Raw genomic sequence first — 23289 nt, forward strand, 5'->3', positions numbered from 1 at the left:
TAAGATTCGTGAATAAGCAATTGCGTATTTATACGGAATATTTTTTCGGGGAGATCTTTTATCTTTGGAATGCATCCGTAAAAAACCGGACGCTGAAATTTTAAAAATAACTTTTTAACCACTGTATTAAATTAAACATGACAACATTTACAAGAAAGAATGCCTGGAACAACAACGGGACATTCGAAAACCCGGATCTTTTATGGTACGCGAAGGCGGTACAGGTAATGCAGTCGAGACCGATTGAAGATGCCACCAGCTGGTGGTTCTATGCCGCAGTGCATGGGCAGTATCTTGTCAACAACAATACCGGGGAGCCGCCTGTGGGTTACCCGAACTGGACGGATATTCCTTACATCCCGGCCGGTGCCAAGCTTTCTTCACTTCCTCCGGCCCAGGTGTACGAACTGTTCTGGGATCAGTGCCAGCACGGTACCTGGTTCTTCCCGCCGTGGCACCGCGGCTATCTGGTGGCTCTGGAAAACCTCCTCCGCACCATTATCGTAGAACAATTGGGAGGACCGGAGGATTGGGCATTGCCGTACTGGAATTACCTAAACCAGTCGGATGCCGGTCATCAATCTAAAATTCCGACGGCTTTTACGGTGAAGGCCTTACCTGACGGCTCACCCAATCCGCTATATGTACCGGAGAGATACGGCCCGAACGGGGACGGCAATGTATACGTGGAAGTAGGGCAGGATACACCGGATGATCCGAAGGCCAACGACAAATGCCAGCTGGATACCATCTACAGCGAATCGTCTCCCGGACCGACGGGAACCGGCAACCTGTACGGCTATTATTACGGCGGGCAGGAAACCGGTTTCAGCCACAGCAACGGCGGTTTCGGTGACCTGGAATCCAATCCCCATAATTTCGTACACGTTATGGTAGGCGGTTTTAACGGGGATACCTGGACGGATCCCAATGCATCGGAAAAAGAGGAAGGCCTGATGTCTGATCCTCCTACGGCCGGCCTGGATCCCATCTTCTACCTGCATCATGCCAATATCGACCGGATGTGGGATGCGTGGAACGTTACCGGTAAAAACAGCAATCCCAACCAGCCCGATTGGCTGAAAGGGCCTTCCGCACACGGCAATTCGCAGTTTGCCATGCCCCTGGATGCCAAAGGTACCCCGTGGTACTACACCCCGGCAGATGTTGACAGCACCACCGGTCTTAATTTTAACGGATCTCCGTATTCTTACACCTACGACGATCTGTCTTTAACTTCATACGAAACGGCTGCTCCAAAGGCTGAACCTGAAAATTTAACAGAACGGTTAAATAAACTGGGCGCATCCGTTCCTGAAAATAAAATTCCAATGAGCGAAAAAAAGAGACATGAAATCATCGGGGCCAATGCCGGTACCCTGTCGCTGAACAGCGGAGAAACGCAAGCTGTGGTAAAGCTGGATACCCCATCATGGAAGACCGTTTCAAAGAGCCTGAAAAATGCTTCTGTTTCCCAATTGCCGGATGAAGTCTTTCTTCAGCTGGAAAACGTGAAAGGAACCAACAATTCCAATTTTCTTTCGGTCTTTGTGAATGACAAATTCGTAAGGTCGGTGGCACTTTTCGGGATCCGGATGGCATCGCAGCAAGACGGGGCCCACGGCGGTTCAGGACTTACCTTTACCTTAAATATCACCAATGTTATCGACGAACTGTACCTGGACAACGATATCGATCTCAGTTCGCTGAATGTGGTGATCAAGACAAAGAATCCTCTGCCTGAGAACAATGACCTTACGATCGACCGGATCAGTATTTACCGTGTAGCCCAATAATTGAATCATGAAACTCTCAGGAACCGACCGCTTTAAGATCAGCCTGGTGATCTTCGGGATCAGCATCATCACCTGGCTGCTGTTGCTGATAAATCCCGGCCATATCATGACCATGGAACATTGCCACGTTTCGGCTGCCGGACCGTCGGCTGTTTCCCTGAAAATGCTGTTGCAGATGAATCCCTTTTCTTCACAGCTCATGGGCTGGGGACTGATGGTCGTGGCGATGATGCTGCCTAAACTGATTGTGCCTGTCCAGGCCATTTATCTCCGGAGCCTGAGGCGGTACCGGCTGATCTGCTCCGTATGGTTTGTGCTGGGCTATCTTACGGTCTGGATGATAGCGGGGGTATTTATGGTGGGCATCATCATCGGTTTAAATCTTTTGATGCCCGGATCGTACCTTCCTGCCTTGGCTGTATTAACTATTGCGGTGGTTTGGCAGTTTTCGCCGGTGAAGCAGAAGTTTCTCAACCTCAGCCATAACCATTATGCCTTGCGTGCCTTCGGATGGGACGCTTATCGCGATTCACTGGAGTTCGGTGTAAAGCACGGCGTCTGGTGCGTGGGTTCCGGCTGGGCGTTGATGCTGTTCCCGATGTTGCTGCCTGAAGGTCATAATCCCGCGATGATCGTAGTGACTTACCTTATGATCGCCGAGCATCTGGAGCATCCCGCTGCCAAAGTATGGCGGATCCGCATTCCGCTGAAGCTGTTGAAATATACGGTTGCCCGGACCCAGATGAAATTACAGGCGATGAGGTAAGGGAAATTCAAATAGAAATAGGGTGAATAGGCTGGAAAATGGAAGCCGGATGCCGGAAGCTTATCATGTCAGTATTACTTTCAAAGGTTTTAATCATCAATCTATTTGAAGGCTCATAAATTTGAATTCCAATATTACATCTTATAATTGACAGAAATCAAATACGGTCGGGCTCACTTTAAAATTTAATACATCGATAAAGCCCACCTGCCAAAGTGGGTTTTATCTTTTAGGTAATTTCAAAAATATTTTTTTCTTGAATATTATCCATTTGAATAATTATAATTTCTGAAAATTTCAGGAAGTGGATATGGCACAATTTGTTTTCGGTTGATGAGCAAATGACTTTGACCATACTTTTGACAGGAGAAACTTCCGGCATCCATCTACATGCTTCCAGTCTATTATTTCCTGAACGTTGCATTTTCGTAAGAATAAATAAGACTCACGATTTTCCATTTTCCTTCCGCTTTGATGAGGTGCCACGATTCGCTGCCCCAGTTCGTTACGGTATTTTCTTCCAGGAATGAATAATCAAACGTAACGCTCGCGATCACATCGTCATTGATGATCCGGATGTTCTCAAATTTTTCTTCTTTCCGGCCCTTTTCCATAATGTAGCGGAAAAAATTTTGCCAGGCGTCCTTGAAATAATTTTTACGGTTCGCGGGATTCTTTTCCAGCCGTTTCTGCTGGGACCGGTTTTTAACAACTCCAATCCAGACTACCGGATTTTCGTGAAACAGGCTTTGGAAAGCCGCGGAATCTTTCCGGATCATGCTTTCTCTGAACTGCCGGATGACGTTTCGGATTTCTGTTTTTTCCGTACTGAATTTCTGGGCTGGAATAAAATGGGAACAAAGCATAAAAATGCTGAGAATGAATATTTTCATAAGTAAAATGGATGTTATGTAGAGCATGTTAATAAAGAATTACGTCTGTTCGGATGTTTCTGGCAGCGTAGCGAAGAAAATGTATCGGGAATTTATAAGCTATACCTTTCTTAATGTGAACTCGAAGAAGAACTTGGGTTAATAGGCTGGAAGAGGGAAGCCGGATGCCGGAAGTTTCTCCTGTCAAAAACAGAAGCAGAGGTTCTTATGATCAAACTCGATATTTTGTTGCGTTCTCATAAAGTTCCCCTTTAATCCTCAATAAATAGCTTTGGTCTCATTTTGCAGCCGGAGCCTGATTTATATGGTTTTAAAGTCCAAAAGAAACGGATTAATACAGGATAGGAATTCTATCAAAATCCTGACTGAATCAGCCTTAATTTCTCTTTTTAATTAAGTAAAAGGCTGATTCTGCTTTTAATACGGCCGAATTCACGTTTCATTATCAGTTCATAAACTACCTATGGCGAAAATTTGATGACTTAAGGATTTTATTTTTGATTCGGGATGATGGTGTCTCGATGCAATAACGATAAGATAAGCCTGCTAAAATGCAGAAGATAAAGCAGATCACCAGCCCTGATGTGCCGGCAACCGGAATTTCAGTTTTTTCAAGAAGCATCTGTACCAGGTGAATGACTCCTTTGTGCGACAAATAAACGGAGTAGGAGAGCATTGCCAATTGGGCGGTGATGTTATTGGATTTCCTGCTCAGAAAGGAAGTGCCTGAAACGGCTCCGGTAACCAGTATTCCATAGCTCACGGCCACCAGGGTAAACCCGAAAAGAGAAGCCTGCCCTGAATATGGGTCCCTGCAAAACCATAGGGAAAATACAACGGCTGTTAATCCTGCAAAAACCAGAAGATTTCCGTTCCTGTTGACGATTGTCCTGAATGTTGAGGATTGAAACAGGAAACCGATCAGCACCCCGATGGCCAGTCCGTCCAGTCTTGTATACGTAGGATAGTAGATGTTCATGTACCATTCTTTCCAGAAATCCGGGGTTTTCAGGTAGGGGAGAACATATTCATTCCAGGAAAAAATACGCAGGAGAATGGTAGAGATTATCACTGAGGCAATAATGAGTTTCAGGTATTTTATTTTTTTTAATCTGATTAAAAGCAGCAGCAAAATCGGAAGCACCAGGTAAAACTGTTCCTCGATGCACAGGGACCAAGCATGGGAAAAGGTTCCCTTAAGGATTACATCCAGACCGAAATTCTGGGTGAAGGAAAGAAACTTCCACAGCGGCGGCAAAACTTCCCGCTCCCTGAACACCGGAAAGCAGAAATACAGACAAAGTGTAAACAGATATGGCGGAATAATCCTGAAAAACCGTTTGGTAAAAAAGATTTTCAGCCGGATGCTCCGGTGATCCCGGATTTCAAAGAACAGCTGATTGGAAATTAAAAAACCGCTCAATACAAAAAACAGGTCCACACCCGTCCAACCGATCCACCCGATATCGTCCACCCAATCCGGATGCTCAAACATCCGGTAGTGATACAGCAGTACCAGCAGAATTGCAATTGCCCGCAGATGATCCAGCCCGATGAATTTTTGTTTTTCCATTCTTTTTTCTGCAAAAGTCTTTTTATTTGGATTGGATTCGAAGCGAAGTAGACAGAAAGGCCACTTTGGCCTGTATACAACAATTTCCGCCATCCGGATGCCTGCTGTTGCTGTTTGTCATCAAAAATGATGCTTTTAAAGCCGATCAGCGTATGTAAAGCTTTTTAGTAATATCTTTACGCATGGTGAAAAAAAGATCAGGCGGCAAGCTAAAAAACGGGATCATTCAGCAGGCGGTATTCTGGATCGCGCTGTTCGTGTTCGGGATCTTCCGGAATTACGGTGAACTTGAGCAGCCGGATTTCAGGGAAATATTGTATTATGACATCTGTCACTGGATCTTCCAGATCATTGGAGCCAACTGGATCTATTCCGTTCTGATCCGGAAATTTTTCGAGGCTAAAAAATATTTTCTTTTCACCGTTTATTTTGTTGGCGGAATCTATTTTTTAGGCGTTCTGAACCGTCTTTTCATCGTGTATCTGGCCGAACCTTTATTTGCAGACTATCCTCAGGATCCTGTTTGCGATATTTTCACCGATGTTAATTATCTGCTGTTTTATTACATCCTGCCTATTATTTCCGGATCTTTCATTTTCATTTCGGTGAAATTCATGCTCCGGTACAGGGATGAAAAACAGAATGCCCTTCAGCTTCAGAAAGAGAAATCCGAGCTGGAACTGAAAGCCCTGAAAGCACAGCTGAATCCCCACTTCCTCTTCAATACCCTAAACAACATCTATTCCTTATCCATTACCGGTTCCGGTGCAGTTCCCCAGTCGATAAGCCGGCTCTCGGATATTTTGGATTACCTGCTTTACCACGGCCAGAAAGAAAGGGGTTCCATTGCCGAGGAAATGAAGATTATAAAAGATTATATTGCCCTTGAAATGCTTCGTTACGATGAACGCCTGGATATCGAAATGGTGGAAAAGATTGAATTTCCCGGCCTGATTCCGCCTCTGCTGTACCTGTCTTTTGTAGAAAATGCCTTTAAGCACAGCGCTGAAAAAACGAGCGGTACGGTTACCATCAGCATTTCTGTAAGAACCGATGAAAATAATGCCATTTTTACCGTAGACAATCCGTTGTTTGAAAATGATCAGAATAATGATACCGGCATCGGGCTGGAAAATATCAGAAGACAACTCAACCTATATTACCCCAACCGGCATTCATTAGAAATAAAACAAACGGACAACCGGTTCAGTGTCGGATTAATAACTCCTTTAACATAATGATCAACTGCATAATAATAGATGATGAGCCACTGGCTGTCAGGCTTCTCGAAAACCATATCTCGAAAATAGCGGAACTGAATCTTGTAGCCACGGCCAAAAACGCGCTGGAAGCCTACCGGATCTTACAGATGCAGGATGCGGATCTTCTGTTTCTCGATATTCAGATGCCGGACCTGAACGGTATTGAATTTTTAAGATCGTTGAATAAAAGGCCGCCGACCATTTTCACGACCGCTTACCGCGAATTTGCCATCGACGGTTTTGAGCTTGAAGCGGTTGACTATCTCCTGAAACCGGTCACCTTCGAACGTTTTTTCAAATCGGTGGACCGGATCCTGAGAAGGACAGAAAAGGAAAATGAAGAGGATTTTGTCATTTTTAAAACCGACGGATTCAGCCGGAAGCTTCTGCTGAAAGACATTCTTTATTTTGAAAGCATCGGCAATGATATTAAGGCTGTGCTCGGGGATGAGATGGTTACCGTCCCGAAAACATCGGTTTCCGAAATGGCTGCCCGTCTTCAAAACAAAGGGTTTCTAAGAATTCACCGGTCGTTCGTCATCAATCAGAACAGGGTGACGGCCATCAGCTATCATGAGGTTTTGATCGGGAAAGTTTCCGTTCCTGTCGGCCGGAGTTTCCGCGAAGCATTTGATGGTTTTGCCCGGCTGTTTTCGGCGAAACGGTTGTTTTAAAAACAACATGCGGCTTAATGGGCTGGAAGAGGGAAGCCGGATGCGGGAAGTTTTTAGGTCAATCGTCAATTCCTTCGGGTTAATGGTCAATTTTTACCGTATAAATTCACTTGCGGAGCAACATTGACCTGCGGAGCAGAATTCACCATTCACATCAATTATAAGAACCCCGGAACTCCAGCGGCGAAAGGCCTGTCCGGAGCCTGAACATTTTGCTGAACGACTGCGGATGTTCAAAGCCCAGTTCGTAGGCGATCTCACTTACGGTAAGATCCGTCAGAGAAAGTTTCTCCTTTGCTTTTTCGATGAGTTTCATGTGGATGTGCTGCTGGGTATTGAATCCGGTAACCGAACGGAGCATATCCCCGAGATAACGCGGGGAAACTTTCAGCTGATCCGATACATATTTTACGGTTGGAAGTCCTTCGATGACGGCTCTTTCCGAATTGAAATATGGATCGAGCAGCATTTCCATTTTGCTCAGCAGATTGTTATTGATGATTTTACGGGTAATGAACTGCCTTTTGTAGAACCGTTGGCTGTAGGTCAGCAGAAGCTCTACCTGGGAGATCAGCACATCCTGGCTCAGGTCGTCGATCGATGTTTTCAGTTCGTCGTTGATATTACCGGCAATATTGGTGATGATATTTTTCTCTTTATCCGACAGGTAAAGCGCTTCATTAATCGAGTAGGAGAAGAAGCCGTACGTTTTGATTTTACGTTCCAACGGATAGCCCCGGAAAAAGTCAGGGTGGATCAGTAGGGTAAAACCTGCAGGGTTTCCCGAAGATGAGATGCCTGCCAAAGACTGTCCGGGTGAGGTAAAACACATGCCGGCCTCATTAAAATCATAGGTCGTCTGGCCGTATTTCATCCGGCATCCCGAAGAATCGTTAAAGGTAATATGATAAAAATCCATCACAAAATCAAAGGACAGCATCTCATTGGTAATGGTGGCTTCCCGGTAATCCAGCAAGCTGATTAAAGGATGCGCCGGCTTGGGAAGGTTCAGTGCGTGCTGCATTTCAAAAAGCGTCCGGAAATGCCTGGGATGATGAATTTGTCTTGATTTCATAATTTCAAATGTACATAAAAATCCAACGGCCGGTATAGTGGACGTCAGATTTCTATGGAAGGTTTAAATAATGTGAACTCCCGATTGACAGGCTGGGAGAGGGAAGCCGGATGCCGGAAGTATCTTAGGTTAAGATATTGCCGGGAATTTTGAAGATCAACTGATTTTTCACTGAGCAAAAGTGGATTCGAGCTACAAACCGTACTTAAAAAGCTGGAAGACGGGTGCTGGATGCTGGAAGCACAGTCGATAAGGATATTACCCGTAATTTTGAAGATCAACTGATTTTTTCACTAATCTAAATTCTCTAAGGTATTCACTTTTCTTTTAATTCCATTAAATCGCTTAAAAATAATAGTTACCGTCGGATTCACATTAAGCTAAAATCTTTAAAATTTCCACTTTTTCTTTGCTTCCTTAAGTCGCTGAAATATTTCCTCATGTTGCTATATTTAAGGCTTTAAATAAGAGATTTTCCGCCATTCAGCATCTCGAAGATTCCCTCGCGGAAGGCCTCGTCGCCTACTGCAAGGCGGTGTTTGTACATCGCGATGGCATCTTCACCGCAGACGTACCTCAGTTTCTTTGAGCCGTCGGTGGCCGCTCCGTAAACCACCTCGGCAATCTGTTCGGACGTCGTCATGTTTTCCTGTTGCATGACCGCCGCTACAAATTTATTCAGCAGGGAATCATAGACAGGATGGGAAACCATTGGGGATTTGTTCATGATTTCCGTAGATACCATACCGGGTTCAATGGTTTTGATCCCGATATTGAATTCAGAGAGTTCGTAGGAAAGACTTTCACTCCATCCTTCAATGGCCCATTTGCTGGCATCATACATCGATCCCATCGGGAATCCTGCCAGGCCTGCAGACGAACCAGTCGTGATAAACAATCCGCGGCCTCTTTCCCTGAAATAAGGGATAAAGGCTTTCGTTACCCGTACAACGCCAAAGAAATTGGTTTCCATCTGGGCACGGATCTCTTCGTCGGACACGGCTTCCAAAGCGCCCATCAGCGCATAGCCCGCATTATTGAAAACCACGTCCACTTCATGTTCCTGAAGAATGTTCTGTACCGTTTCGTGTATCTCCTGCGGTACGGTTACATCCAATTTCAGCAGGGTAATGTTACCGATTGTGTTGAGTTCCGTTTCTTTTTCCGGTGTACGCATCGTAGCGATAACGTTCCAGCCTTTTGATGCAAATAACCTGGCCGTCGCTTTTCCGATTCCGGAAGAAGCTCCGGTAATAAAAATTGTCTGATTCATAATTTTTTTAATTTATTACAGCAAAGGTATCTTACCGGCCAGGCATAGGAGAAGCCTAAATGGTAATTGTCGTAGCCAAAATGGCAATGTGGTCTTTTGTACAAAATAAGGACAGAATGAAGCGGATCAATTGATATTGTTTCCGGGTGAACGCTTATCGTGTATACTCCCGAAGGATATTTAATGACAGGCTTAAAAAAAACTATTCAAAAGAACCCCGGAATTCCAGCGGCGAAAGGCCCGTCCGTAGCCTGAACATCTTGCTGAACGACTGCGGATGTTCAAAGCCCAGTTCGTAGGCGATCTCACTTACGGTAAGATCCGTCAGAGAAAGTTTCTCCTTTGCTTTTTCGATGAGTTTGCTGCGGATATACTGCCGGGCGTTCCTGCCGATGAGCAGACGCAACAGGTCACTTAAATAACCCGGAGAAATATGGAGCTGTTCTGAAAGATACTGTACGGTCGGAAGTCCGTGGCGGAGTGTTTTCTGGTTATTCAGGTAATCATCAAGAAGACTTTCTGTTTTCTGGAGAATATCGTTATTAACGGTTTTCCGGGTAATGAACTGCCTTTTGTAGAACCTGTTGACATAGCTAAGCATCAGCTCGAGCTGGGCGATCACCACTTCCTGGCTGAATTCGTCTACCCGGCTGTTGAGCTCCCGCTCCATGATTTTAAAAACAGAGAGGATGATTTCCCTTTCGGATTCCGAAAGATGCAGGGCTTCATTGGAGGCATAGGAAAAGTAACCGTATTGTCTGATTTTTGTGGCTACCGGATGGCCGAGCAGAAAATCGGGATGGATCAGCAGGATGTAACAATAGGTCTCGCTGTTGTAATCGGTACTTCCCACCAGCTGGTTCGGTGCCAGGAACAGCATGCTGCCTTCATCATAATCATAATAACTCCGGCCGTATTTCAGCCGGCCTTTATTACGGGTGATAAAGGTAATTTTATAAAAACTCAGGACATCGTAGATCGGAGCCATTGCGGTATTGAACGGATTGTCCCGGTTGAAATACACAAGGCTGATCAGCGGGTGCTGCGGCGCCGGCAGTCCGAAGGCCTCGTGGCTTTCCGATATCGAAATAAAACGGATCAGCTGTTCCTCTTTAGCTTTCATGCTGTAAATGTATAAAAAAATTGACGACAGCTGATCACTGGTTCTTTAAGATTGAATAAGTGTGAATTCGGCCATATCGAACTTATATTCAATTGTTTTATTTAATTTAAAAATAAAATTAAGGCTCATTTCATCCGGGATTTCCAATAGAACGCTCCGGGCAGACAGATAAACGGTTAATTCTTCTGACAGGATTTTATCGTACTTTATAAAAAGCTGCCTCCTCCGGAATTTTAAGATAACGGTAAATGAAATTGTATGCAAAATGACATTCAGCTGTTGATCTCATCAAAAAATAACACGAAGGCTAATGCGTCCGGATTAAATAAATTCTGTGGCAGAGCCATAAAATATTGAGTCTGATGAGCAAAACCTTTGGTTGTATTTCTGACAAGATCACCTTCCGGCCTCCCGCTTCCATCTTCCGGCCTGTCCGTCCGGATTAGTCTCCGGTGTAAGCTAAATTACCATGGGAGTACATTATTTTCACCGCTGAAAGGAGCAGGACCGGTAAAGCTTCCGTTCGGAAGATCTTCCGCCAGCGCCACACGGACCGGTTCCCTGGAGCCTTCTTCCACGGAATCCGTTCCCTGAAAGTTGTTGAGTGCGGTCGCCGTAAAGCCCGGACTTACCAGATGCACCTTGATGCCGGTATTTTCCAGATCAATGGCCAGAGACAGGAAGATGCCGTTGAGCGCGGTTTTTGAAGCGCCATAAGCCGCATCAAAATTGGACCGGTACGGGTTATCCGGATTGGCATTGATCGTGAGGGATCCCAAAGCACTGGAAACCGTAACGATTCTAGCACCTGCTGCTTTGTGAAGCAAGGGAAGGCAGGCCTGCGTCAGGGCAAGGGTCCCGAAAACGTTCGTCTCCCAAACGGTTTTCATTACATCGACGGGTACAATGCCGGCCCGCTGCGAATCCAGGACCTCTTCCATGGTACGCCCCGGTGCTCCGGCGTGGGAAACCGCCGCATTATTGACCAGGAGCGTCAGGTACCCGGTTTCATCTTCGATGGTTTTAACGGCTGTTCTGACGGAGCCGTTATCCGTAATGTCAAGCTGGATGGGCACTGCCGATTTGCCGAGCAGCTCGGCCGCCGTTTTCCCCTTCTGAAGGTCACGTGACCCTACATAGACGGTATAGCCGTTTTCCACCAGAGCCTTGGCAATCTGAAAGCCTACACCCGTATTCGCACCCGACACCAGTGCTGCTTTGTTTTCATTGTTCTGCATAATCTTCGATTTAAAATTGATGAAGCAAAGGTGGATATTTAAAGATGATCAGGAGGAACCCAATCGGGATAATCTGAAGCCGAATTGAGAATAATACTGCTTTCTTCGGCAACTTTTATGGAAATAAGAAGCCTCAGATGAAAACTGAATGGATTCAGTTCAGTTATTGTTTTGAAGATTCTCATTTACAGCTTAATAAAGCATCTGATACTGAAAAGATTCGGGGGGCCCATCAGCTAGCAGGTACGGGGCAGAAAGTCACCCGCTTTGAAGTGTAGTCTTTTTAAATATTGGGAATTTCCTGAAGATTACAGTGATGCTTTCTTCCTCCAGGAACTAAAAGAAAAAGGCAACAAGGCCGGATAGCAACAGAGATTTGATCGGGTTGCTTTTATAACGGTATAATGGTAATCTTAATACCCCGGGTTTTAAACGACTCTTAACAGGGTATTCATTTATCAAAATTCCACTTTTTATAATTTTAGTGAGCCTTACATACAAAAACGGTAAAAAAATTAATGTTTTTTTAATGCTTTTTCGGCTATAAAAGTGTTTTTTTTACACTTGTTTATAATTTTTTTAAAAATATTTTTTAACAATTCTTATCATATTATTTTAAAAGGAAAAATAGAGTTTTTTTTATACTTATTTTTTGTATAAATGCTTGTAAAATGATCCTTTACAATATTTGTAAGTGTAATAAGTATGATAACCTTATCATTAATTATATACAATTGTTATCATAAAAAATCGATATGTAAATTACTGATATTTAAGTGTTAGCAATAAAAATATTTTTTTTATTCATCTGAATTTTTATATTTGTCATGTTACATAAATGTTAACACTTTAATGAGCCCTGAATTTATACATACCTATGTTTCCGTTGATTGTGTCGTTTTTGGATTTGACCATGATAACCGATTGAATATTTTACTCGTGGAAAGGCATCTGGATGCGGAAAAGCAGATCAAGCTTCCGGGAAGTCTTATTTTCAGTGATGAGGATGTAGACGATGCAGCAGAAAGAGTGCTTCACGAGCTTACAGGGATCAGAAAAATGGTATTGAAGCAGTTTAAATGTTTTGCCGACCCGATGAGGGCGAATAATGAAAAGGACATCAACTGGATGGGAGAGGAGTATAAGCATCATATCGACCGGATCATCACCGTAGCATATCTTTCGCTCTGCAAGATCGATCATAAGATCAACAGTACCAAGTACAGCACGGTAGACTGGTTCCCGATCGACCAGGTGCCTTCGTTGCCTTTCGATCATAACAAGATCATCAGCGAATCGCTGATTGAAATCAGAAAATGGATCGAATCGGATTTCTCGATTATTTTCGAGCTTCTGCCGAAAAGGTTTACCATCAGGCAATTGTACCAGCTCTACAGCGCACTGAGTGAAAAATATATAGATATCAAAAACTTTCATAAAAAAATATCATCCTTCAACTATATCGTGCCGCTGGATGAAATCGAAAAAAACGTGTCGCACCGTGCCGCCAGATATTATAAGTTTGATGCCAAGGTCTTTAAGAAAAACAATACGAAACTAATTAAATAATACCCTCCTTTATACTATGTACTTATTAGGTTATGACATCGGCAGTTCTTCTGTAAAAGTATGTCTCATCGAGGCATCCAGCGGAAAAGTGATTGCTTCAGAATTTTCTCCGAAAAAGGAAATGAAAATTACGGCAATTCATCCGGGCTGGGCAGAACAGAACCCCGGAGACTGGTGGACCAACCTGAAGCTTGCGCACGAAGCCGTTATGCATGAATCCGGAATACAGGCCGAGGATATTAAAGGAATCGGGATTACCTGGCAGATGCACGGGCTGATTCTTGTAGATAAAGACCAGAACCTGCTGAGACCCTCCATTATCTGGTGCGACAGCCGTGCCGTTCCTTACGGTGAAAAGGCTTTTAAAGCCATCGGGGAAGAAAAATGTTTATCGCACCTGCTGAATTCGCCGGGCAACTTTACCGCTTCCAAACTGGCATGGGTAAAGGATAACGAGCCGGAGATTTTTGAAAAAATAGACAAGATCATGCTGCCGGGAGACTATATCGCGATGAGACTCTCCGGACAGATCGGAATCACCATAGAAGGATTATCCGAAGGGATTTTCTGGGATTTTAAAAACAACTGCATTTCGGAAGATGTGATCAATTATTACGGGATCCCGAAAAGCTTTTTCCCGGAAATCGTGCCGACGTTCGGAATCCAGTCTACGGTTTCTGCAGCCGCCGCCCGGGAGCTCGGACTGAAAGAAGGAACCCCGATTTCCTACAGAGCAGGCGACCAGCCGAATAATGCCCTGTCGCTGAATGTGTTTAATCCGGGGGAAATTGCTTCCACCGCGGGAACCTCAGGGGTCGTTTACGGAGTTCTGGATCAACTGGACTACGATAAACTGTCACGAGTAAATACTTTTGCACACGTAAATTATACGCCGGAGCAGACCAGACTGGGGGTTTTGCTGTGCATCAACGGAACCGGAATTCTGAACTCATGGCTGAAACACAATTTTGCCACTTCGCTTTCTTCTTACGGAGATATGAACGATATGGCTTCGCTTTCGCCGATCGGCTCCAAAGGGTTAAGCATCATCCCTTTCGGAAACGGGGCGGAAAGGGTACTGGAAAATAAGGATACCAGCTGCTCGATCCACGGGATCAATTTCAACATCCACTCAAAAGGGGATATCCTGCGTGCGGCTCAGGAAGGAATTGTCTTTTCGTATGAGTACGGAATGAATATCATGCGGAACATCGGGATGGATATCCAGGTGATCCGTGCAGGAAATGCCAATATGTTTTTAAGTTCGATTTTCCGCCAGTCGCTGGCCAGTGTCAGCAATGCGGTAATTGAACTGTACGATACGGACGGAGCCGTGGGTGCTGCCCGGGCAGCGGGAATGGGAATCGGATTTTATGCCGATTCCAGGGAAGCCTTTTCATCACTCGAAAAGATCGCCGTTATCGAGCCGGAACATGAAAAACGCGAACAATATACAGAAGCCTATTCAAGGTGGAAAAACCATCTTAACGAAATCATCTAAAAAATCACAAAAGAAATTCCAATGTACTTGCTGACCTTCAAAAATCAGTGAGCCGGGAGCTTTCATGCAAAAAATTAAAGAAAATAAAAAAATAAATAAGACAAAATATGAACACTTTAACAGGTACAAAAGAGTTTTTCACAGGGATCGATAAGATCAAGTTTGAAGGGAAGGAAAGCAGAAATCCGATGGCGTTCCGCTATTATGATGCAGAAAAAGTAATCATGGGGAAACCGATGAAAGACTGGACCCGTTTTGCAATGGCGTGGTGGCATACGTTATGTGCTAACGGAAGCGATCCGTTCGGGGGAGCTACTATTCACCACCCTTGGGATATCGGAAACGATGCCGTTAGCAGAGCGATGCACAAACTGGACGCCGGTTTTGAATTTATGTCAAAAATGGGCTTTAATTTCTACTGCTTCCACGATATCGACCTGGTAGATCCGGCAGACAACTGGAAAGACTACGAGAAAAACCTTCAGGCTGTTGTAGAATACGCCAAGCAGAAGCAGGCGGAAACCGGAATCAAGCTTCTTTGGGGTACGGCTAACGTTTTCACCCACGAAAGATACATGAACGGAGCTTCTACCAACCCGAACTTCGATGTATTGGCTTGTGCCGGAACTCAGGTTAAAAACTCTATCGATGCAACCATCGCATTGGGAGGCGAAAATTATGTTTTCTGGGGCGGAAGAGAAGGGTATATGAGCCTTCTGAACACGGATATGAAGCGTGAAAAAGACCACTTGGCACGTTTTCTTACGATGTCCAGAGACTATGCCCGCCAGCAAGGTTTTACCGGAAACTTCCTGATCGAGCCTAAACCGATGGAGCCTACCAAGCACCAGTATGACTACGATTCGGAAACGGTAATCGGATTCCTGAGACATTACGGATTGGATAAAGATTTTAAATTAAATATTGAAGTAAATCATGCTACCCTGGCAGGCCATACGTTCGAGCACGAGCTTCAGGCAGCAGTAGACGCGGGAATGTTAGGAAGCATCGATGCGAACAGGGGAGATTACCAGAACGGTTGGGATACCGATCAGTTCCCGGTAGATTACCTGGAAATGGTTCAGGCCTGGCTGGTATTGCTTCCGGCAGGAGGATTAGGAAAAGGAGGCGTAAACTTCGACGCTAAAATCAGAAGAAACTCTATTGATCCTGAAGATTTATTCATCTCTCACATTTCAGGAATGGATGTGTTTGCAAAAGGTCTTCTGTCCGCTGCCGACATTCTTGAAAACTCAGACTACAACAAATTAAGAACAGACCGCTATACTTCTTTTGACAATGGGAACGGAAAGGCATTTGAAGAAGGATCTCTCACTTTAGAGGATCTTCAGAGAATAGCCCATGAAATCGGGGAACCTCAGCCAAAAAGCGGAAAACAGGAATTGTTTGAAGCGATCGTGAACATGTATATCTAAAATAAATAAAAAGGCTGTTAAACACTAAGGATTTCTTTTAATGATCATCATCACCAGCCTTTTTATTTCAACCCTAATATTTAAAAATAATAATTATGAACCGATTTTATTTTGCTAAAACCAATAAGGCGGCCCTCTTTTTTGCCATGGCCTTATTACCTGCCGGCATGGCGTATGCTCAGGTTAAAAAAGATACGGTGCCCAAGGAGAAGAAGATAGAGGAAGTGGTGGTCATCGGGTACGGTACCCAAAGAAAAGAAGCCGTAACGGGTTCGGTAGTAAGTGTAAAGGGTGAGACCCTCAGAGAAGTTCCTACTGCCAATATTACGCAAGCATTACAGAGTAGAAGTGCGGGGGTGGAAATCAATCAGACTTCCAGTAAGCCGGGAGCAACTATGAAAATACGAATCAGAGGGACAAGATCATTATCAGATAATGCCAATGATCCGCTTGTTGTATTGGACGGAATTCCTTTTGCAGGATCGCTGGGAGATATAAGCTCCAGCGATATTAAAAGTATTGATATCCTGAAAGATGCTTCTGCAACGGCAATCTATGGTTCCAGAGGAGCAAACGGGGTAATCTTGGTAACAACTAATAGAGGATCTAAAGGTCAAAAGCCGAGATTCACCTACAATTCTTTTACAGGGAGCCAGACTTTGTTCTCAAGGTATCCTATGATGAATGCTGCCCAGTTAACGAAACTAAGGCATGATGCCGGCGATCTTATCAAAAATGGAGACAGCGAAAAAGATGGTGTTGATACTGATTGGCAAAAGTTGTATTATAAGCCGGCGATGATTACTAACCATGATGTAGGAGTTTCCGGAGGAACGGAAGGGGGTAACTATAATGTTGGTTTGTCATATCTAAAACAGGATGCAATTGTTCCTTTGCAAAGCTATGAACGTTTTGGTATTAGGGTTGGCTTGGATCAGCAGGTTGGAAAAAGTTTTAAATTCGGTTTTACTACCAATTCCAATTATGTGAAATCTGAAGGAAATGGTATTGCTGCAGCTCCTACTTTAGGATATTCGCCATTGGCCAGTCCTTATGATGAATTCGGAAATCCAAGAAGAACGTTAAGTATGTCCTCGAATATGGATCAAGCCTGGACTTATACAAGACAGAGCCTTGATGCATTAGGAGATAAATATGTAGATGAAACAAATGCTTTCTCGTCTTACAACAATATTTATGGTGAAGTTAAGCTACCGATAGACGGATTGAAATACCGTATCAATGTAGGGTTGGATTTCAGAACTTCAAATAGCGGAAATTATACAGGAGTAGGAGTATTTAATACCAATCCTGCAGCTTTTTCTTCTGCCGGAAAAGGGAATAATCAAACTTATCACTGGACTATTGAGAACTTATTAACTTACGATAAAACTTTTGGGAAACATAAAATTAATGCCGTTGCATTATATTCTTCTGAACAAAATACTTTTATGAGTAGTTATATCAGTGCTAAAAATGTACCTGCAGATTTCTTCCAATATTATAATCTGGGACAGTCTCCGCAGACCGATATTACGGTAAGCCCGAATAATCAGTCTTATGTAAGAACCGGACTTCTTTCTTATATGGGGCGGGCAATGTATACCTATGACAATAAATATATGATTACTGCTACACTTCGGGCAGATGGTGCTTCAGTTCTAGCAGAAGGGCATAAGTGGAATACTTATCCGGCGATCTCCGTTGGATGGAATGTGGCTAATGAGAATTTTATGAAAAACTTCCAGTTCGTTAATTTATTCAAATTAAGATATGGTTGGGGAGAAACTTCAAATCAGGCTATCGCACCTTATACCACTTTAGGAAGCTTATCTGTTAACCCGTATAACTTCGGAGCGGCCTATTCTACAGGCGTTTCTATCAATACGGCACCTAACCCGTATTTAGGATGGGAATATTCCAAAACCCATAACGCAGGATTAGATTTTGGTTTTTTAAATAATAGAATTAACGGGACAGTCGAATATTACAGAACACATACTTATGGTATACTTCAGAATAAGAGTTTACCTTCAAGTGCTGGAATTCCAGGTGGTGTTTTGCAAAATGTAGGAGATATTGAGAACAAAGGATGGGAAGCTTCTCTGAACGGAATTATTATTGATAAGCCGGATGGTTTCAGCTGGGATGCAGGAATTAACTGGTATGCCAACAGAAATAAAATTTTATCCCTTGCATCAGGTGCGGATAGAGATGTGAATAATCTTTGGTTTGTAGGTTATAATGTTAATGTTTTATATGATTATCAGTATATTGGATTGTGGCAAAAAGGAGATCCTTATTTAAAAATTTTAGAACCACAAACAGATTCGGCTCCGGGGATGATCAAAGTTCTCTACACTGGAGGTTATAAAGCGGATGGAACACCGGAAAGACAAATCGGACCAAATGACATGAAGGTGTTTAATACCAATCCTGACTGGCAAGGTGGTTTCAATATGCGTTTTGCTTACAAAGGCTTCGAATTAAGTACGGTAGGAGCATTCCAGAAAGGAGGGATTCTGATCAGTTCTATTTATGGCCCTACCGGTTACTTAAACAGATTAACGGGTAGAGGAAATAACGTAGATGTGGATTACTATACGGATGACAATACGGATGCCCTGTTTCCAAAACCGGGTGGAACCACAAGCGGAGACAACCCAAAATATCTGTCAACTTTAGCTATGTTTGATGGATCTTACGTTAAATTGAGAACACTTACATTAGGATATAACTTAAATAAAGATTTCCTTAAAGATCTTAATATTAACAGCTTGAGAATTTACTTTACGGTTACTAATCCCCTGATTATTTATTCTCCGTATCATAAATTTTCCGGTATGGATCCTGAGCCAAATTCCACAGGAGATCAGAACCAGGCGGTCACCAGTGGTTATAAAAATCGTCAGTTGATCATAGGAACTAACAATCCTGCCACGAGAAACTTTATATTGGGACTTAATTTATCTTTTTAAATCTACATCATCATGATAAAAATTAACAAAAAAATTGTATTGGGTATTTTAGTGAGTTCACTAGCCTTGTCTAGCTGCAATGAAATTCTAGACGAACAACCCAGATCAGGATATACGGTTGATTACTTCAACTCTGCAGATGGTGTAACATCTGGTGTAACGGCTTTATACAGAAGCTTACGTCTTCTTTACGGAAACGGCTATTACATGAGTGCAACACAGAACGGAACGGATGAAGCAACCTGGGCACAGAGTGCAGACGGTAACTTCAAGGATCTTGATATGACGGGAGGGGCAGGAGCTATTAACTCCAATACTTTTCCTACAAGCATGGTTTGGGGATCTGTTTTTCCTTATATCAACACTGCTAACGGTATTATAGAAAGAGGACCAAAGTTTAATATTGCCGAATCCCTTGTATCTGAAGCCCGGTTTTTCAGATCATTTTATTACTTCCAATTGGTACAGACCTATGGTGGTGTTCCGTTAGATTTGGGTTCAGGAGAATTGGCTCTTAATATTTCACCTACGACTCTGTCTAAAAGAAACACTGTTCCGGAAGTATATACAAGAGGTATTTTCCCGGATTTACTGAAAGCAGTAAATAATCTTCCTGCCAGCCCAAGAGTTACCGGCGGTGTTACGAAGAATGTAGCAAGGCTGTTTCTGGCCAAAGCATACCTTACTTATGGTTGGTGGTTACAGAATCCTAATAACATCCCAACTTATCCTGATGCTGCAAGAACAGATCCGGATGGGCATAATGCACAGTGGTATTTCCAACAGGCTTACGATATTGCTTTACAAGGTATTAATACTCCGGGATCTTATGCTCTTCAGCCTACCTATTATGATGTGAATGAAGGTTCTAAAGACCGCAATTCGGAGCAGATGCTTTACGCAGATCATACGGCATCCAGTATTTTTTATAACGAGGGAGATCCGGTGGGCTACGGTTCCGGATGGGCTCCCGATAATTTCGCGGCCTGGATGCAGACCTGGAATTATACCAATATTAAAAGTAGTAAATCAGCCACTACATGGAATGCTGCAACCCCGATTACAAGAGAAGCTGCCCAGTCATTCGGAAGGCCTTGGGTACGTATGGCTCCGCCTATCGGAGTGATCAAAAATACCTTTGCTGATAAAACTAATGATTCCCGTTATGACGGTACTTTTGTAACTACTTATAGAGGAAACTGGCAGAAAACCGGAACAGGTTTGGAGACTGTTACTACGTTATACAATGCCAATAATCTTCCTGTGCCGGTAGGTGGAGCGATATTAAGCTTTTTAGATGATGATTCTCAACTTCCCAATATTGCTTATCCTTCCGGAAGCGGCCAAAATGGCGTAGGGGCAGGGGTTTTACCAGGACGTGCAGATTGGGTGATTTCACCTAATGGAATCAGCAGAATTGTATATCCGGGACTTTGGAAAATCGGAACTTATCAGACAAATGACCTTGCTGGATTAGGTTATCCAAATGCTGCATTAACGAGACCATTCCCTGTAGCCAAATTCTCAGAATTCTATTTCATTGCAGCAGAAGCGGCAGTTAAGGGAGCTTCGGGTGCCGTGAGCGCAAGAGATTTAATCAACGTTATCCGTGCTAGAGCCGGAAAATGGAGGTTTAGTAATAAGAACAATGCATCTTATATTGCAGACAACAGTGCAGCAATGATTGCCGCAACGCCTGCAACAATTACCATAGATTATATTCTCGCCGAAAGATCCAGAGAATATTATGGAGAGTTTTACAGATGGTTTGACTTGGTTAGAACCCAAAAGTGGGCAGAATATGGTGCGACTTATCAAATTGGAGGGACAGCTTATGGAAACCATACGCCTCAGACTTTTACAAGAAACATTCAGCCTTATCATTATCTTAGACCGATCCCTCAGGGGCAGCTGGACGCAATGAATGAAATGTCTGCAGCAGATAAAGCAAAATACCAGAATCCTGGATACTAATTAAATTTATTCTACATTCATATTAGCAGCAAAATAGGTGTTGAAAAGCACCTATTTTGTTTAGTATGAAGAAAAATTCAAAACTTATGGAAAAAACCTGGCGTTGGTTTGGCAAAAAAGATAAGATTACATTAGAGACACTTCGTCAGATCGGTGTCGAAGGCATTGTTTCTGCACTACACGATATCCCGAACGGGCAGGTCTGGGGTCTGGAGGCGGTGAATGATTATAAAAACTATATAGAAGGTTACGGTCTTCGCTGGTCTGTGGTGGAAAGCCTCCCGGTGAGCGAAGCGATCAAGTACGGAGGTGGAGACCGCGACTTTTTAATAGAGAATTACATCGCCAGTCTTGAAAATCTGGGCAAAGCAGGCTTAACCACCGTTTGTTACAACTTTATGCCGGTGCTGGATTGGGCAAGGACAGACCTTTTCCATCAATGGGAAGACGGTTCGTCATCTTTATATTTTGACAAAGCCAAATTCGCTTATTTTGAAATTCATATTTTAAAAAGAAAAGGAGCGGAAAACGATTATACGCAGGAAATTCTTCAGAAAGTAGAAGAACTTAAAAATACCCTTACCGAAGAAGACAATAATCATCTGATCGATTCGGTGATTGTAAAAACACAGGGATTCGTTAATGGAAACATTAAAGAAGGCGATCTGAACCCGGTAGAAAAATTCAACAATCTGTTGGCTTTGTATGACGGAATCGATAAAAACCAGCTTCGTGAAAACCTCAGATATTTCCTTGAAAAAATAATGCCGGTTTGCGAAAAATGGAGCATCCGGATGTGTGTGCATCCTGACGATCCGCCTTTCGCTTTACTGGGCCTTCCAAGGATTGTTACCAATGAGGAAGATATCGACTGGTTCTTAAATGCCGTAGACAATCCTCACAACGGGCTGACCTTCTGCGCAGGATCATTAAGCGCTAATCTGGACAATGACGTCCCGAAGCTCGCTCGGAAATTTGCCCATCGTACGAAATTTGTCCATCTCCGAAGCACCAATGTTTTCGACAACGGGGATTTCATCGAAGCCCATCATTTGGGCGGAAGAGGAAAACTGATCGACGTGATCCGCGTATTCGAAAAAGAAAACCCGGATCTGCCGATGCGCATCGATCACGGAAGGCTTCTGACCGAAGACATTGACAAAGGTTACAATCCCGGATACTCATTTCTGGGCAGAATGCTTGCCTTGGGACAGATTGATGGTGTCATGGCTGCCGTTCAGAATGAAATGGCCCGGGAAAACCAATCATTTTCTTCATCAATTATCAACGATCAATCATAAAAAATGAACGAAATATTCAGCATAAAAGATAAAGTAGCCGTTATTACAGGTGCTTCCGGCGTTTTGGGCGGAAGCCTGGCCAAAAGCTTTATCAAATCAGGAGCAAAAGTGGTCGCTCTGGGCAGAAGCCAGGAAAAACTGGATGCCTGTGTACAAGGATGGACGGACCTGGGCGGTGATGCCTTTGCCGTTGAAGCCAATGTGATGGACATCCAAAGTCTTGAGGCGGCTTCAAAAAAAATTACCGAAAAATATGGCAGAATCGATATTCTGTTAAATATTGCCGGCGGAAATATTCCTGCTGCAACTTTATCTCCCGATCAGTCATTCTTTGACATGGATATGAAAGGCTGGGATGAAGTCACCGATCTCAATATCAACGGAACCGTTTACCCAAGCTTTGTCTTCGGAAAAGCAATGGCAGAGCAGGGAAGCGGAAGCATCGTCAATATCTCTTCAATGGCAGCGTATTCAGCGATTACCAGGGTGGCGGGATATTCGGCCGCAAAAGCAGCCATCACCAACTTTACCCAGTGGCTGGCTTCGGATGTAGCCCTGAAATTCGGCGATAAAATCCGGGTGAATGCAGTAGCACCGGGATTCTTCATCGGCGATCAGAACCGGGCCATTCTTCTGAATCCGGACGGTTCTTTAACCGACAGAAGCAAAAAGGTAATGGCCAAAACCCCGATGCAGCGTTTCGGGGAAGTGGAAGAGCTTAACGGAGCCGTACAGTTCCTCTGTTCGGAAGCCGCAAGCTTTATTACCGGTGCCTTATTGCCGGTAGACGGAGGCTTCAGTGCCTTCAGCGGCGTTTAAAATTGGTTATTTTCTTCATATATAGTTAGAGAGACCTT

The 23289-nt window shown here is 43.7% G+C and carries 17 protein-coding genes; 11 read left to right on the forward strand and 6 right to left on the reverse strand.

The window, feature by feature from the left end:
- Positions 1-137 precede the first annotated feature (137 nt).
- Together CHA01nite_RS14750 and CHA01nite_RS14755 are read left to right on the forward strand one after the other, a co-directional pair.
- Positions 138-1796 (forward strand): tyrosinase family protein, encoded by a 1659-nt coding sequence (locus tag CHA01nite_RS14750; RefSeq protein ID WP_146942696.1) that lies wholly within the window; start codon positions 138-140, stop codon positions 1794-1796.
- Between the two features lie 7 nt (positions 1797-1803).
- Positions 1804-2562 carry a copper chaperone gene (locus CHA01nite_RS14755; protein WP_146942698.1) on the forward strand — a complete coding sequence of 253 codons (759 nt, stop codon included), beginning with the start codon at positions 1804-1806 and terminating at the stop codon, positions 2560-2562.
- Between the two features lie 404 nt (positions 2563-2966).
- Here CHA01nite_RS14755 and CHA01nite_RS14760 read toward each other — a convergent pair whose 3' ends face one another.
- Both CHA01nite_RS14760 and CHA01nite_RS14765 read right to left on the reverse strand, forming a co-directional pair.
- Complete coding sequence (locus tag CHA01nite_RS14760; RefSeq protein WP_170234744.1) at positions 2967-3455, reverse strand: YybH family protein; 489 nt, start codon at positions 3453-3455, stop codon at positions 2967-2969.
- Between the two features lie 457 nt (positions 3456-3912).
- Positions 3913-5028 carry an acyltransferase family protein gene (locus tag CHA01nite_RS14765; RefSeq protein ID WP_146942702.1) on the reverse strand — a complete coding sequence of 372 codons (1116 nt, stop codon included), beginning with the start codon at positions 5026-5028 and terminating at the stop codon, positions 3913-3915.
- A gap of 182 nt (positions 5029-5210) precedes the next feature.
- Here CHA01nite_RS14765 and CHA01nite_RS14770 point away from each other — a divergent pair, with 182 nt between their 5' ends.
- Together CHA01nite_RS14770 and CHA01nite_RS14775 are read left to right on the forward strand one after the other, a co-directional pair.
- Positions 5211-6266 (forward strand): sensor histidine kinase, encoded by a 1056-nt coding sequence (locus CHA01nite_RS14770; protein WP_146942704.1) that lies wholly within the window; start codon positions 5211-5213, stop codon positions 6264-6266.
- On the forward strand, positions 6266-6964 hold the full coding sequence (locus tag CHA01nite_RS14775) for a LytR/AlgR family response regulator transcription factor (protein WP_146942706.1): 699 nt from the start codon (positions 6266-6268) through the stop codon (positions 6962-6964). Before CHA01nite_RS14770 ends, CHA01nite_RS14775 begins: the two co-directional genes overlap by 1 nt.
- A 154-nt stretch (positions 6965-7118) precedes the next feature.
- Here the strand turns inward: CHA01nite_RS14775 and CHA01nite_RS14780 are convergent, their stop codons facing one another.
- The 4 genes from CHA01nite_RS14780 to CHA01nite_RS14795 all read right to left on the reverse strand — a co-directional run bounded on the left by CHA01nite_RS14780 (position 7119) and on the right by CHA01nite_RS14795 (position 11673).
- Positions 7119-8039, reverse strand: coding sequence for a helix-turn-helix domain-containing protein (locus CHA01nite_RS14780; RefSeq protein ID WP_146942708.1), 921 nt, complete (start codon positions 8037-8039; stop codon positions 7119-7121).
- A 460-nt stretch (positions 8040-8499) separates the two neighbouring features.
- On the reverse strand, positions 8500-9312 hold the full coding sequence (locus tag CHA01nite_RS14785) for an SDR family oxidoreductase (protein WP_146942710.1): 813 nt from the start codon (positions 9310-9312) through the stop codon (positions 8500-8502).
- 202 nt (positions 9313-9514) lie between these two features.
- Positions 9515-10435 (reverse strand): helix-turn-helix domain-containing protein, encoded by a 921-nt coding sequence (locus CHA01nite_RS14790; RefSeq protein ID WP_146942713.1) that lies wholly within the window; start codon positions 10433-10435, stop codon positions 9515-9517.
- Between the two features lie 464 nt (positions 10436-10899).
- Positions 10900-11673: an SDR family NAD(P)-dependent oxidoreductase gene (locus tag CHA01nite_RS14795; protein WP_146942715.1), complete on the reverse strand. Its 774-nt coding sequence runs from the start codon at positions 11671-11673 to the stop codon at positions 10900-10902.
- 852 nt (positions 11674-12525) lie between these two features.
- On the opposite strand from CHA01nite_RS14795, the gene CHA01nite_RS14800 reads away from it, so the two are divergent.
- From CHA01nite_RS14800 to CHA01nite_RS14830, 7 genes are all read left to right on the forward strand, one after another.
- Complete coding sequence (locus CHA01nite_RS14800) at positions 12526-13242, forward strand: NUDIX hydrolase (protein WP_146942717.1); 717 nt, start codon at positions 12526-12528, stop codon at positions 13240-13242.
- Between the two features lie 16 nt (positions 13243-13258).
- Positions 13259-14743 carry a xylulokinase gene (locus CHA01nite_RS14805; RefSeq protein ID WP_146942719.1) on the forward strand — a complete coding sequence of 495 codons (1485 nt, stop codon included), beginning with the start codon at positions 13259-13261 and terminating at the stop codon, positions 14741-14743.
- A gap of 107 nt (positions 14744-14850) precedes the next feature.
- Entirely contained in the window at positions 14851-16179 is a 1329-nt protein-coding gene (gene xylA / locus CHA01nite_RS14810; RefSeq protein ID WP_146942721.1) for a xylose isomerase, read from the forward strand.
- Between the two features lie 95 nt (positions 16180-16274).
- Positions 16275-19157, forward strand: coding sequence for a SusC/RagA family TonB-linked outer membrane protein (locus tag CHA01nite_RS14815; RefSeq protein ID WP_146942723.1), 2883 nt, complete (start codon positions 16275-16277; stop codon positions 19155-19157).
- A 12-nt stretch (positions 19158-19169) separates the two neighbouring features.
- On the forward strand, positions 19170-21131 hold the full coding sequence (locus tag CHA01nite_RS14820; RefSeq protein WP_174771831.1) for a RagB/SusD family nutrient uptake outer membrane protein: 1962 nt from the start codon (positions 19170-19172) through the stop codon (positions 21129-21131).
- A gap of 86 nt (positions 21132-21217) precedes the next feature.
- On the forward strand, positions 21218-22432 hold the full coding sequence (gene uxuA / locus CHA01nite_RS14825) for a mannonate dehydratase (protein WP_146942727.1): 1215 nt from the start codon (positions 21218-21220) through the stop codon (positions 22430-22432).
- A 3-nt stretch (positions 22433-22435) separates the two neighbouring features.
- A complete protein-coding gene (locus tag CHA01nite_RS14830; protein WP_146942729.1) occupies positions 22436-23251 on the forward strand; it encodes an SDR family oxidoreductase in 816 nt (271 codons plus the stop codon).
- Positions 23252-23289 lie beyond the last annotated feature (38 nt).

It is taken from the genome of Chryseobacterium hagamense (assembly GCF_007991455.1).
GTDB lineage: Bacteria > Bacteroidota > Bacteroidia > Flavobacteriales > Weeksellaceae > Chryseobacterium > Chryseobacterium hagamense.

What these genes read in the sequence shown, in the direction of transcription:
- CHA01nite_RS14815 (WP_146942723.1), top strand. Translation starts at nt 16,275, where the DNA reads ATGAACCGATTTTATTTTGCTAAAACCAATAAGGCGGCCCTCTTTTTT.
- CHA01nite_RS14820 (WP_174771831.1), top strand. Translation starts at nt 19,170, where the DNA reads ATGATAAAAATTAACAAAAAAATTGTATTGGGTATTTTAGTGAGTTCA.
- CHA01nite_RS14775 (WP_146942706.1), top strand. Translation starts at nt 6,266, where the DNA reads ATGATCAACTGCATAATAATAGATGATGAGCCACTGGCTGTCAGGCTT.
- CHA01nite_RS14770 (WP_146942704.1), top strand. Translation starts at nt 5,211, where the DNA reads ATGGTGAAAAAAAGATCAGGCGGCAAGCTAAAAAACGGGATCATTCAG.
- uxuA (WP_146942727.1), top strand. Translation starts at nt 21,218, where the DNA reads ATGGAAAAAACCTGGCGTTGGTTTGGCAAAAAAGATAAGATTACATTA.
- xylA (WP_146942721.1), top strand. Translation starts at nt 14,851, where the DNA reads ATGAACACTTTAACAGGTACAAAAGAGTTTTTCACAGGGATCGATAAG.
- CHA01nite_RS14795 (WP_146942715.1), bottom strand. Translation starts at nt 11,673, where the DNA reads ATGCAGAACAATGAAAACAAAGCAGCACTGGTGTCGGGTGCGAATACG.
- CHA01nite_RS14755 (WP_146942698.1), top strand. Translation starts at nt 1,804, where the DNA reads ATGAAACTCTCAGGAACCGACCGCTTTAAGATCAGCCTGGTGATCTTC.
- CHA01nite_RS14760 (WP_170234744.1), bottom strand. Translation starts at nt 3,455, where the DNA reads ATGAAAATATTCATTCTCAGCATTTTTATGCTTTGTTCCCATTTTATT.
- CHA01nite_RS14830 (WP_146942729.1), top strand. Translation starts at nt 22,436, where the DNA reads ATGAACGAAATATTCAGCATAAAAGATAAAGTAGCCGTTATTACAGGT.
- CHA01nite_RS14805 (WP_146942719.1), top strand. Translation starts at nt 13,259, where the DNA reads ATGTACTTATTAGGTTATGACATCGGCAGTTCTTCTGTAAAAGTATGT.
- CHA01nite_RS14800 (WP_146942717.1), top strand. Translation starts at nt 12,526, where the DNA reads ATGAGCCCTGAATTTATACATACCTATGTTTCCGTTGATTGTGTCGTT.
- CHA01nite_RS14785 (WP_146942710.1), bottom strand. Translation starts at nt 9,312, where the DNA reads ATGAATCAGACAATTTTTATTACCGGAGCTTCTTCCGGAATCGGAAAA.
- CHA01nite_RS14765 (WP_146942702.1), bottom strand. Translation starts at nt 5,028, where the DNA reads ATGGAAAAACAAAAATTCATCGGGCTGGATCATCTGCGGGCAATTGCA.
- CHA01nite_RS14780 (WP_146942708.1), bottom strand. Translation starts at nt 8,039, where the DNA reads ATGAAATCAAGACAAATTCATCATCCCAGGCATTTCCGGACGCTTTTT.
- CHA01nite_RS14750 (WP_146942696.1), top strand. Translation starts at nt 138, where the DNA reads ATGACAACATTTACAAGAAAGAATGCCTGGAACAACAACGGGACATTC.
- CHA01nite_RS14790 (WP_146942713.1), bottom strand. Translation starts at nt 10,435, where the DNA reads ATGAAAGCTAAAGAGGAACAGCTGATCCGTTTTATTTCGATATCGGAA.